This is a genomic window from Clostridium fessum (assembly GCF_027698965.1).
Taxonomy (GTDB): domain Bacteria; phylum Bacillota; class Clostridia; order Lachnospirales; family Lachnospiraceae; genus Otoolea; species Otoolea fessa.
Genome location: NZ_JAQEQF010000001.1, coordinates 1 through 12,981, shown reverse-complemented (window position 1 = coordinate 12,981; position 12,981 = coordinate 1). Strand labels below are relative to the sequence as shown.

Below are 12,981 nucleotides of genomic sequence, written 5' to 3'. Positions count from 1 at the left end.
ATACGAATGGGTGAATGGAAGGAAAAGAAAAACAGGGCACCAGATCTAAAATACCTGGAACGTGAAAGCCTGAAAAAGGGCGATTCGGACACAGGGACAGCTGCGGATGTTGAGTTAGTCATGAAAAAATATGACCGCGAGTCCAACACGCGCGTCTGGCAGGGGAAACCAGCATTGATCATCCGGTGGCTGTCGGTATTATTTTCCGTTTACAGCATTTATGTGACGCTTTTCAGTACCGCCTTGCCGGAAATCCGGTTGTCGATGTTTCTGGGAATGATTCTGATTCTCGGGTATCTGCATTATCCGGTTCAGAAGGGAGACGGACGCATCAACCATATGCCGTGGTACGACTGGGTTCTGATGGCAGTGGGGGCGGTTCCATTTTTCTATTTTGCGGCGAACGCGCATGCGATCATTAAGCTGGCGACGCGGGTCACGAAGAATCCGGTTATGGTGCTGATGGCGATTCTGGCGGTGCTCTCGCTGATGGAACTTTGCAGGCGTTGTGTGGGAATCCCGATTCTCTGTGTGGTCGGTGCACTGCTTGTATATACATTTGCGACGGTGCGTTTTGGAAAGGTTATTTATGATTTATTTTACACGACGAGCGGAGTTATGAATACGCCGATCAATGTCTGTGCAAAATATATTGTGGTCTTTATCATTTTCGGGGCGTTTCTGGAACGGACGGGGATCTCGAATTTTTTTATCGACCTGGCGAACTGTCTCTGCGGTTCCTCGGCGGGCGGTCCGGCGAAGGTGGCGGTTATCTCCTCGGCGCTCTGCGGGATGGTATCGGGATCTTCGGTTGGAAATACTGTCACAACGGGTTCGGTCACGATCCCGATGATGAAAAAATGTGGTTACCGCCCGGAATTTGCCGGAGCAGTGGAGGCGGCTGCTTCGACCGGCGGGCAGATCATGCCGCCAATCATGGGCGCGGCAGCATTCCTGATGGCAGAATATATGGGCGTGCCGTATGCGACGGTGGCGCTGAAAGCGATTCTTCCGGCAGTGCTGTATTTTGCGGGTATTTATATCGCAGTGCATCTGGAGGCACAGAAACTGGGACTTCGTGGAATTCCGCGGGAGGAACTGCCGCAGATGCGGGTGCTGATGAAACAGATCTATCTGCTGGCACCGTTGATTGTGCTGGTGGTGCTGGTATCGACAAATACATTTACGATGCAGTTTTCTGCGTCGGTAGCGATCTTTGCCGCGATTGCGGTCGGTGCTCTGAACCGGAATAACCGGATCACGCTGAAAAAGATTGTGGATGCGCTGGAGGCAGGCGGACGCGGCACGATCACGGTGGCGGTTGCCTGTGCGATGGCGGGGCTGGTGGCTGGATGTATCACATCGACCGGTCTGGCATCGAAGCTGATCACGGCAATTGTGGCAGTTTCCCAGGGAAAACCGCTGATCGCGCTGTTCCTGACGATGTTATGCTGTATCGTGCTTGGCATGGGCGTTCCGACGACGGCAAATTACTGTATTATGGCGGCGACCTGTGCGCCGATTCTGATTGCACCGGAGATCGGGATCAATCTGGTCTGCGCGCATTTCTTTGTTTTCTATTTCGGAATCGTGGCGGATATCACACCGCCGGTGGCATTGGCAGCTTATGCGGGTTCCGCGATCGCGAAAGCGCCTCCGATGAAAACGGCGCTCAATGCGACGCGGCTGGCGGTTGCCGCTTTTATCGTGCCGTATATTCTGGCATTTAACCCGGCGATGGTATTCATCGACACGAATGCACTGCAGGTTGTGCAGATCTGCATCACCTCGCTGCTCGGTATCTTCGGGATTGCGGCGGCGCTTAACGGTTTTCTGTTTGGATGGCTGTCCGTTGTAGAGCGGCTGGTTTTGATCGTGGGCGGTCTGTGCATGATGGATCCGGGCGCATGGACGGATCTTCTGGGACTTGTGTTGGTTGGCGGTGTGACATTCTGGCAGAAGAACCATGGATTGGAGAAAGATGCGGAGACGGGTGTTGGATGAATGAATTTGCATTGCAGTTTACATAACGTGTAAACTGTGATGTGAAGTGTGTGTAAACGTAGACCGCACAGGCGCAGGCATGTGCGGTCTTTTGTGGCATAGGAAACTTCGTGCGGTTTCAGCAAGGTATGTTTTTTGTTTCCGGTGGGATGTTTGCAAACCAGAGGCTGTGAATCGGGCGGTAGCGAATCGATTTTAAGATAATTTTCACAAATTCACTCTGGAAATATCGGGTGGAATATGGTTAAATAGTCAATAGAGTTTTGCCACCCAAAAGAGTGTAGAAGGAACGGAAAGGAGAAATACCAGGATGGATGAGAATAAAGAGTTGGTAGAGACAATGGAGGACTATGCCGAGGAGCTGGAGGCGTCTTTCAAGCGTCTGCATGAGGGCGATATTGTGACTGGCACGGTTGTTGCAGTGACGGACGACCAGGTGCTGGTGGATCTGAAATATTTTGCTCAGGGCGTGATTGACCGTGAGAATCTGAGCAATGATCCGGATTTTAATATGAAAGAAGAGATTCAGCCGGGCGACCTGCTCACGGCAACGGTAATTCAGACCGACGACGGCGAGGGCAATGTCGTTTTATCCCGCAAGGAGGCGAATGACAGGATGACGTGGGAACATTTCCGCCAGCTGCTCGATGAGCGCACACCGCTTGAGGTTACTATTTCCGAGGTCGTAAACGGCGGTGCGGTTGCGATGGTGGAAGGCGTGCGCGGCTTTATACCGGCGTCGAGACTGGATGCAGCGTATGTCGAGGATCTGGACAGCTGGAATGGAAAGAAGATTCCGGTGCTGGTGATTGAGGCGGATGAGGAGAAGAAACGTCTCGTCCTGTCCGGCAGAGAGTTGGCGAGAGAAAAACAGGATGCGGAGAAGAAGAGCCGGATTGCGCGTTGTGAGACCGGCGCGATCATGGAAGGAACGATCGAGACAATCAAGCCATACGGCGCGTTTGTCCTGCTGGAAAATGGCTTAAGCGGACTGGTACACGTTTCCCAGATGAGTAAAAAGCGCGTGGAGAATCCGGGTGCAGTCGTAAAGGTGGGACAGAAAGTGACGGTGAAAATCCTGTCTACCGCAAATGGCAAACTAAGCCTTAGCATGAAAGAGGTAGAGCCGGACGAAGCGCCGGAAGAGGAAGTATTTAATTATCATGAGTCAGGCGAGGCGACAACCGGGTTTGCCGAGCTGTTAAAGGGCTTTAAATTTGACTAAATAGCAGTAAAGGAGAGGGAAAATTGAATATCCCTGAGACGTATAATCAGCTTGACCAGTGGACGACAGTCATGTTTCTGTACAATTCTGCCCTGAAAGCGATTAACACGAAAATTGAAATTCTAAATAACGAGTTTATTCATTTATATAATTACAATCCGATCGAGCACATCAAATCGCGCCTGAAAACGCCGGAGAGTATTGTCAAGAAGCTTAAACGCGGTGGATATGAGGTAACGATCCCGAACATGATTGAGCATCTGAGCGATATTGCGGGCATCCGTATTATCTGCTCGTTCAGCCCGGATATTTACCGGATCGCGGAGATGATCGCGCGTCAGTCAGATGTGACGGTGCTGGTGGTGAAGGATTATATCAAGAATCCGAAGCCGAACGGATACAAGAGTTACCATATGGTTGTGACGATCCCGATTTATCTAAGCGATGGTCCGGTGGATACGAAGGTGGAGATCCAGATACGGACGATAGCGATGGATTTCTGGGCAAGTCTGGAACACAAGATTTATTATAAATTTGAAGGAAATGCGCCGGATTATCTGGAGCAGGAACTGAAAGCCTGCGCGGATATGGCGGATATGCTGGATAATAAGATGTTTTCCCTGAATCAGGCGATCACGAAGATTGCGGAGGAACAGGCGAAGGAGAAGGAAGCTGCGAAAGTGGCGGAGGAAATGAAGAAAGCAGAGCGGGAGGATGTGCCCGCGGGGAACGAGCAGGAGCCGAAAGACGGGAAACGGAGCGGGGAATCTGCGTCCGGGAACCGGAAAGAAGCCGGAGAGTAAGAGACGAAGAAAATGAAGATACGCAGGCGGATGGGTGAGACAAAGCAGATTGTTCAGGTAAATGGGGGGAATATTCTGCTGTTTGAGCTGGCTTTCCGTTTGCTCACGCTGCCGCTTCTTTTGCAGGCAGTGGCGGCGCTGTTCCGGCTGTCGGTGCGCGCGTCTGGCTACAGTTATGTGACGGTCAGCAATCTGGTTTCCTACCTGCTGCGGCCGGTTACGATCGCGATTCTGGTTTTGATGGCAGCGATCCTACTGGTGGGAGTTTCCATCGAGGCGGCGGGACTTCTGGCGGCATATCAGGCGGCGGCACTCTCGCGGAAAATGAGCGCTTTTTCGATGTTTGCGGCAGGCATCCGTCTGACGGTATCAGAGATCCGAAAGCGGAATCTGAGGTTGTTTCTGGTGCTGGCGGTTCACGGCCTGGTGCTTCATTCATTTTTGATTTACCGGATGTTATGTCATGTGAAGGCGGTCAAATTTATCCTTCCAGCGCTTCTGGCGGAGAACTGGGGGCGGCTTTTACTGGTTGGCGTGATTGTTGGCGCGGTTGTGATTTCACTTCCGACGATTTTTATCTGTTTTGGCTGTATGCTGGAGCAGCGGTCGTTTCGGGGCGGATTTCTGCGAAGCAGGGAGCTGCTGCGCGGTAATCGGGTACAGGTAGTTGGGACGCTTGTTTTGTGCAATCTGGCAGTTACGGCGGTAACGGTGGTGCTCTATCTGATTGCGGTTGTGATTGTGGCGGTGTTTGCTGTCTGGTTTGCGGACCGGCGTCTGGAATTGATTCTGGTTTTAGAGGCGCGCGACCGGATCGAGATGGTTTTGATGCCGCTCATGAGCATCGCGCTGATGTCGGTCAATTATGGCGCATTGACGGTGTTATATGTGCAGCTGGACCGGAAACGTCAGAACAAAGAGCGCTGGAAGTTTGAAGCTGGCGAACATGCGGGTCTTCCGTGGATGAGCCGCCGCAACCGGATGGCGGCGCTGGCACTTCTGACGGCATTGAGCGCCGGAGCAATGTACGACGCTTTTTACCGGGGCAATGTGCTGGCGGCGGATCAGCTGAGGGAAGTGCAGCTCACAGCGCATCGGGGCGCATCGACGAGCGCACCGGAGAACACGATGCCTGCGATGGAGGCAGCGGTCGATCAGATGGCGGATTTTGCAGAGCTGGATGTGCAGGAGACGCGGGATGGTGTGCTGGTATTGTTCCATGACAGCACTCTGGAGCGGATCGACGGGACGCGGCGGACGATCCGATCGCTTTCCTGGGATGAGCTGCAGCAGGTAGATGCCGGTGGCTGGTATTCGGAGCAGTACAGCGGGACGCGGATTCCGAAGCTGGAGGACGTTATCGAATATGTCAGGGGACGGATGATGCTGAACATCGAGATCAAATATGCCGGCGCGTCGAGCGATCTGCCGGAAAAGGTCGTGGACTGTATCCGGGAGAATGATTTCGTGGAACAGTGCGTCGTGACATCGACGAGTCTTTCTTATTTAAAGCGGGTGAAGGCGGCGGATCCAGATATTTATACGGGCTATATTTTGTCGGCAGCATATGGAAGCTATTACGAGGATGATGCGATCGATTTTATCAGCCTGATCTCCAGTTCAGCGAACCGGAAGCTGGTCGAGCGCGTCCATGCCTGTGGTAAGGAGGTCCATGTCTGGACGGTCAATAAAAAGAGTGAACTGGAGCGAATGAAGATGATCGGCGTCGATAACATCATCACCGACCGGCCGATCCTGGCGCGGGAGGTCATTCTGGGCGAGGAAAATGCGGAGAATCTGCTGGCGCGGCTGAGGGCGCTGCTGCGGTAAAGAAAGATTACAGGAAAAATAAAAATCAGGAGAAAAACATGAGATTTGTACTACAGAGAGTCAAACACGCGAGTGTAAAGGTAGACGGCGAGCTGATCGGCTCGATCGGCCGTGGATATATGGTGCTGATGGGCGTCAGCGACACCGACACGGAGGAAATCACCGACAAAATGGTGGATAAAATGTGCAAGCTGCGTATTTTTGAGGATGAGAACGGCAAGACGAACTGTTCGCTGGCGGATGTGGATGGCGAGATCCTGCTGATCAGCCAGTTTACTTTGTACGCGGACTGCAACCACGGAAACCGCCCGGGCTTTACGGGTGCGGGAAATCCAGAACTGGCGAACCATCTCTACGAACACGCGCTGGCGCGCTGCGCCGGACAGGTGCGGAAGGTCGAGCACGGTATTTTCGGGGCAGATATGAAGGTCGAGCTTTTAAACGATGGACCATTTACGATTCTGCTGGATAGTGATACGATAGTGAAAAAGAAATGATTTGCAAAAGGAGGAAGGATATGTCAGTAGCGAAAGAACAGAGAGAAAAACTGATCTGGGAATTTCCTAATATTGGAAAGAAAGCCCCGGAGCAGGAGGAAAAGGCATTTGCGTATTGCGAGGGATATAAGGAGTTTTTAAATGCGGCAAAGACCGAGCGCGAATTTGTGCGCGAAGCGGTGCTCCGCCTGAAAGAGGCTGGTTATGAGGAGTTCGAAGAAGGAAAAATCTATCAGCCGGGCGACAAGGTATACCAGATCAACCGCAAGAAAGCGCTTCTGATGAGCACGTTCGGAAAACGTCCGCTGGAGGACGGCGTCCGCATTAACGTGGCTCACATCGATTCCCCGCGCCTGGATCTGAAACCGAACCCGCTGTATGAGAAGGCAGAGGCGGCATATTTCAAGACCCATTATTACGGCGGTATCCGCAAATACCAGTGGGCGACGATCCCGCTGGCGATGCACGGTGTTGTGATTTTAAAGGACGGCACATCGATGGATATTTGCATCGGCGAAAAAGAGGGTGATCCGGTCTTCTGCGTGACCGATCTGCTTCCGCATCTTGCCGCACAACAGAATGAGCGGAAACTGAAGGACGGCATCAAGGGCGAGGAATTAAATATCATCGTTGGCTCCCTGCCGTATCCGTGCGAGGAAGAAGACTCGATCAAGGAGCCGGTCAAGCTGCTGGCGCTGTCGCTCTTAAATGAGCGCTTTGGCATGACGGAGAAGGATTTCCTGCGTGCAGAGATCGAGTTTGTGCCGGCAGTAAAGGCAACAGATGTTGGTCTGGACCGCAGCCTGGTCGGTGCTTACGGACAGGATGACAAGGTGTGCGCGTACACGGCACTGACCGCAGAGATGAAAGCCAAGTCCCCGGAATATACGACTGTTACGATTCTGGCAGATAAAGAGGAGATCGGTTCCGTTGGAAATACTGGCTTAAATTCCGATTTTACCTTGCATTATATTGAGGGACTGTGCAAGGCAGGAAATGTGGATGTTCGCAAAGTGCTGAAGCATTCTCTGTGCCTGTCGGCGGATGTCAATGCGGCGTATGACCCGACGTTTGCGAGTGTATTTGAAGAAAAAAACTCCTGCTATCTGAATAAGGGTGTCGTTTTGACGAAATATACGGGTGCGCGTGGCAAATCCGGCAGCAACGACGCGAGCGCGGAGACGATGGCGAAAGTGATCCAGATCATGGATGAGGCAGGCGTATACTGGCAGATCGGCGAGCTGGGCGCAGTAGACGTCGGCGGCGGCGGCACGGTTGCCCTGTTTGTGGCTGGCATGGATGTAGACGTTGTGGATATGGGTGTTCCGATTTTATCCATGCATGCCCCATTTGAGCTGGCATCGAAACTGGATATCTATAACACATATCTGGCATTTGCAGCATTTTGCAGCTAAAAAATAGCCAGAAAATTCCGTCAGGAAAGACAAAATGTTTTTTTCTGGCGGAATTTTTTGTAATAGGAAATTCCAAGGAATTTCCTATTACAAAAAAGGCACATTCTTTTTTATCAAATAAGTCATATCCGGCTTCTTTAAATTGGAAAAAGTGATGAAATATGAAAAAAGAAACGTTGAAAAGATAGAATATGTAAAATATTGAAAATATTGAAAAATCGCTTTTGCGACAGGCTGGTTTGTGGTATGATGATTGGTAAGACATACGTGCAGATATATCATATGTGCGTTTGAAAGCCAGGTGCCGGATGGCGCAGGCAGGAAATTGAGAGATAGAGGACGACTAAATGAAGAGATGGAAAATAGCAGGCATCTGTCTGGCGGTTGCGGTAGCAGCAGCGGCATCTGGATGCGGAAAAAAGACAGGGACTGAGACGACCGCAGCAGAGAGCACGGCTGCAGAGACAGAGGAGTATGTCGCAGAGAGCAGCGTGAAGCTGGGCGAGTACAAAGGCATCGCTGTGACCGTGACCGAGGCATCCGTGACGGACGAGGAAGTAGAAAACCAGATTCAGCAGGTGTTGAATTCAAAGGCCGAGTACCGCGAGGTAGACCGGGCAGCCCAGACGGGCGATCAGGTCAACATTGACTATAAGGGACTTTTGGACGGTGAGGCATTTAAGGGCGGTACCGCCGAGGGCTATGACCTGACACTGGGATCCGGCAGCTTTATCGATGGATTCGAGGATGGGCTGGTCGGCGCTGTGAAGGGCGATCAGAAAGACTTAAACCTGACCTTCCCGGATCCGTATCCGAACAACCCGGATCTGGCAGGTAAGGCGGTTGTATTTGAGGTAACGGTCAATGCGGTCAAGGAGCGCTCCGTTCCGGAACTGACGGATGAGTTTGTTGCTTCCGTATCACCGGATGATGGAACCGTGGAGAAATACCGTGAATCCACCCGTGAGAACCTCTTAGAGCAGAAACAGCTCTCGATTGACAATCAGAGAGATACGGATATTCTCAATGCGGTTGTGGACAATTCAGAAGTTGTATGCTCGACTGCATCGATCGACGAGGCATATGATACACAGTTAAAGGCATACACCAACATGCTTTCCTCCTACGGCGTCGATCTGGCGACCTATGCGGGCATGATTGGAAGCGACGAGGACAGCTTCAAGCAGGAGATCCGCCAGGAAGCCAAGGAAATGGCGAAGCAGTCCATCGTTTTAAATGAGATTGCGAAGCAGGAAAATATCACGATCGACGATTCGGACAAGGAGGCACTGGCGAAACGCTATGGCTACGAGAGCCTGGAGACGATGCTTCAGAACGATAACATCGATCAGAAGATGGTGGACGATACGGCACTGATGCAGAAGACACTTGATTTTCTGGTAGAAAATGCCAAGATCACCGTCAGCACTGAGGAGAACAATGCGGCGCTGAATACAGAAGCAGCCGAGGACGAGGCGGAGTAGAAAGCGTCTCATAAAAATACAGATAAGGGGATAGACATATGCAGATTTTATACGACAGAATCCGTAAAGATGGAATCGTAAGAGCAGGAAATGTATTGAAAGTGGATCGTTTCCTGAATCACCAGATGGATATTCATCTGTTCCAGGAGATCGGCAAGGAGTTTAAACGCCGTTTTGAGGGTGAGGAGATCAACAAGATCCTGACGATCGAGGCGTCGGGTATTGGTATTGCCTGTATCGTAGCCGAATATTTTGATGTTCCGGTTGTATTTGCCAAGAAAACAAAGACGAAAAATATTGCCGGAGAAGTGTATACAACGAAGGTTGAATCGTTTACCCATGGCACTGTATATGATATTATTGTGTCCAAGGAGTTCCTTGGAAAAGGCGATAAGGTTCTGGTTATCGATGATTTTCTGGCAAAGGGCAAGGCATTAGACGGTCTGACCACTTTGATTCAGGATTCGGGAGCAGAATTAGTTGGTGCGGGCATTGTCATTGAAAAAGGTTTTCAGGACGGCGGCAAACGCATCCGTGATAAGGGCATCCGCGTTGAGTCACTGGCGATCGTAGACAGCATGAATGCAGAGACTGGGGAGATCGTATTCAGAAATGAAGATAAATAAAAAAGCATTGTTTTTTGATATTGATGGAACATTGTTTAGTGAAAAATTAAGGCAGGTACCGCAAAGCGCGGTGCTTGCCTTAAAAAAAACAATGGAAAAGGGAAATTTGACATTTATTAATACGGGGCGGACCTGGTGCCAGACGTCCAAAATCCGGGAGGAAGCGCCGGTAAACGGGCTGCTCTGCGGCTGTGGTACCTATATTTCCGTGGATGGAAAGACACTCTATGACCAGAGAATTTCGCCAGAACGGGCGGAGAAACTGAAAGAGGATATTCTGCAGTTCCGGATGGATACAGTGATGGAGGGCGTGGACGCCTGCTTTTTCCGGCCAGATGGGGTGCAGACCGAAACGATGCGGGCGATCCGCTCGATTCTCGACCAGAGCGGATCTGTTTCGGCGAAGGACTGGTCGGATCCGTCCTTTTCGATCAGTAAATTTTGCGTGGCAGTCGGAGCAGACAGTGATCCGGCGGGATTTTTTGAGACACTTCGGGATTTTGAGGTGATTGACCGGGGCGGCGGCTTCTATGAGTGTGTGCCGATGGGGCATTCTAAGGCGAGTGCGATCGAGTGGATTTTGAAGCAATATGGGATCGCGCTGGAGGACGCGTGGGTCTTTGGAGACAGCATGAACGATCTGTCGATGTTCCAGTATGTGCCGAATGCGGTTGTCATGGGAAAACACGATGCCGGGCTGGAGCCGTATGCGACGTTTACGGCGAAGACCGTGGAGGAAGATGGGATTTACCGGGCGATGGAAGAGCTGGGACTTTTGTAAGGAAGCAATGGTTTGGTGTTTGATATATATGTATAAAGAGTGAAATTTGTGTGGATGTGTGGAGTTCAGAGAAACATCCTGTGGAGAGAAGTTTCAGGAAAGATTGACCTGGTGGATGTCTGAGACTTGAAATGCTCAAGATTGTGGATAGTTGAGACAGAACTAGAATGAAAGGGTGTTGGATAAAGATATATGAATTATGAGAAATCGGAAAAATATGAAGTTCTCAAGCGGTATTTCGGATATGACAGCTTCCGCGAAGGACAGGAAATACTGATTGACGGGATTCTTGATGGGCGTGATGTGCTGGGAATCATGCCGACGGGCAGCGGAAAATCACTGTGTTATCAGGTTCCGGCATTGATTCTTCCGGGAATCACGCTGGTGGTGTCACCGCTGATTTCTCTGATGAAGGATCAAGTTACGGCACTCAATCAGGCGGGCGTCCACGCGGCGTATCTGAACAGTTCGCTGACGACGGCACAGTATTATAAGGCGCTTGGGTATGCGCGCGAGGGGCGTTATCCAATCATTTACGTGGCGCCGGAGCGTCTGATGACGGAGGCATTTCTTGATTTTGCGATGCACGTGGATATTGCGATGCTGGCGATCGATGAGGCGCACTGCATTTCCCAGTGGGGACAGGATTTCAGACCGAGTTATTTGAAGATTGTTGATTTTATCGAGAAGCTGCCGAGGCGTCCGGTGGTCAGTGCTTTTACGGCGACCGCGACCAAGGAGGTCCGGGACGATATCATCGACATTTTGCAGTTACAGAACCCGGTGATGCTGACGACGGGATTTGACCGGAAAAACTTGTATTTTGCAGTGGAGACGCCGAAGGACCGCTATGTGGCAATCCGGGCATATCTGGAAGCACATCCGGGACAGGGGGGGATAATTTACTGCCTGACCCGCAAGAATGTCGAGGAAATCTGTGAGAAGTTAATCCGGGATGGATTTTCAGTGACGCGTTACCATGCGGGACTTTCTGATGCGGAGCGGCAGAAGAATCAGGATGATTTTATCTATGACCGGGTTCCGGTGATGGTGGCGACCAATGCGTTCGGCATGGGAATCGACCGGTCGGATGTACGGTTTGTCCTGCACTGCGGGATGCCGAAGAACCTGGAAGCCTACTATCAGGAGGCAGGACGTGCCGGGCGTGACGGCGAACCGGCGGAGTGCATCCTGTATTATAGCGGGCGGGATGTGGTGACGAACCGGCTCTTTATTGAGCGGAACCAGGACAATCAGGAGCTTGACGACTATACGCGGCAGGTGGTGCTGGAACGTGACCGGGAACGCCTGAAAAAGATGACGTTTTATTGTTTTACGAATGAGTGCCTGCGTGATTATATCCTGCGGTATTTCGGCGAATATGGAAGTAATTACTGCGGAAACTGTTCGAATTGTATGACGCAATTCGACACGATCGACATTCAGGCGGCGGCAGAGAGTCTCTTAGGCTGTGTGCAGTCGTGCGGACAGCGCTATGGAACAACGGTAATTCTCGACACGGTTCACGGGGCGAATACGGTTAAGATCCGCAATTACCGGATGGATGAGAATCCGCATTATGGGGAGCTGGCGAAGGAGAGTGTTGTGCATCTGCGCCAGATGTTTAATTTCCTCCAGGTGGAGGAGTATCTGTTTGTCATGGCGGATGAGTATTCGATTGTCAAATTGACGGAAAAAGGTGCTGCTTTCCTGGAAGCACCGGAGCCAATCGAGATGAAGATGGCGAAGGAGCGGGAGAAACAGGCAGCTGGAAGCAGCAAAAAGAGCCGCCGGGGCGCGAAGCTTCCAGCCGGGGCAGCCGAATTTACGGAGAAGGAAGAGACGCTCTTCGAGGCACTCCGCGCGCTGCGCCGCGAGATCGCATCCGAGGAAAAAGTGCCGCCGTATATCGTATTTTCTGATAAGACGCTGACGCATATGTGTATTTTAAAACCGGTCACGGAAGCGGAGATGCTGGAGGTGTCCGGCGTGGGTGCGTATAAGTTTGAAAAATATGGAGAACGGTTTCTGGAGTGCGTGCGGAAGTTCTTAGGACAATAAGCGGGAATCCTCGGCAATTCAATTACCGAGATGAAAGCGCAGTAGTGTGCATATCTGCACAATGCAAATAGTATAATAATTCTCATCCTTTGATAGTAATGCCGTAACCGGCATACAATAAAAACGAAAATACGTTCGAATAATGGTTGCGCATTACATTTCGATATGATATACTATATGTATGAAAGAAAATCTTATACATTATAGGACTTGTGTGTGTAATATTAACTACCATATGGTTTGGTCGGTGAAATA

General features: G+C 51.0%; 10 protein-coding genes. All 10 read left to right on the top strand.

All coding sequences use genetic code 11. The features are described from left to right. Nucleotides 1-6 precede the first annotated feature (6 nt). On the top strand, nt 7-2,004 hold the full coding sequence (locus tag PG862_RS00050; RefSeq protein WP_270706134.1) for a TRAP transporter permease: 1,998 nt from the start codon (nt 7-9) through the stop codon (nt 2,002-2,004). Between the two features lie 310 nt (nt 2,005-2,314). After that, a complete protein-coding gene (locus tag PG862_RS00045; RefSeq protein WP_270706133.1) occupies nt 2,315-3,229 on the top strand; it encodes a S1 RNA-binding domain-containing protein in 915 nt (304 codons plus the stop codon). A gap of 23 nt (nt 3,230-3,252) precedes the next feature. Then, on the top strand, nt 3,253-4,032 hold the full coding sequence (locus tag PG862_RS00040; protein ID WP_118523080.1) for a GTP pyrophosphokinase: 780 nt from the start codon (nt 3,253-3,255) through the stop codon (nt 4,030-4,032). Nucleotides 4,033-4,044: 12 nt separating this feature from the next. Beyond that, entirely contained in the window at nt 4,045-5,862 is a 1,818-nt protein-coding gene (locus PG862_RS00035) for a glycerophosphodiester phosphodiesterase family protein (RefSeq protein WP_118672590.1), read from the top strand. Between the two features lie 38 nt (nt 5,863-5,900). Beyond that, the gene (gene dtd / locus PG862_RS00030; RefSeq protein ID WP_270706132.1) at nt 5,901-6,359 is read left to right on the top strand and encodes a D-aminoacyl-tRNA deacylase; all 459 of its coding nucleotides are present in this window, start codon (nt 5,901-5,903) and stop codon (nt 6,357-6,359) included. Between the two features lie 20 nt (nt 6,360-6,379). Continuing rightward, on the top strand, nt 6,380-7,774 hold the full coding sequence (locus PG862_RS00025; protein ID WP_118491719.1) for an aminopeptidase: 1,395 nt from the start codon (nt 6,380-6,382) through the stop codon (nt 7,772-7,774). A 347-nt stretch (nt 7,775-8,121) separates the two neighbouring features. Continuing rightward, complete coding sequence (gene tig, locus PG862_RS00020; RefSeq protein WP_270706131.1) at nt 8,122-9,258, top strand: trigger factor; 1,137 nt, start codon at nt 8,122-8,124, stop codon at nt 9,256-9,258. 38 nt (nt 9,259-9,296) lie between these two features. After that, complete coding sequence (locus tag PG862_RS00015; RefSeq protein WP_022359972.1) at nt 9,297-9,884, top strand: xanthine phosphoribosyltransferase; 588 nt, start codon at nt 9,297-9,299, stop codon at nt 9,882-9,884. Beyond that, a complete protein-coding gene (locus PG862_RS00010; RefSeq protein WP_243105031.1) occupies nt 9,871-10,665 on the top strand; it encodes an HAD-IIB family hydrolase in 795 nt (264 codons plus the stop codon). The genes PG862_RS00015 and PG862_RS00010 overlap by 14 nt, the downstream gene beginning before the upstream one ends. Nucleotides 10,666-10,857: 192 nt before the next feature. Next, nucleotides 10,858-12,726: a DNA helicase RecQ gene (gene recQ, locus PG862_RS00005; protein ID WP_270706128.1), complete on the top strand. Its 1,869-nt coding sequence runs from the start codon at nt 10,858-10,860 to the stop codon at nt 12,724-12,726. Nucleotides 12,727-12,981 lie beyond the last annotated feature (255 nt).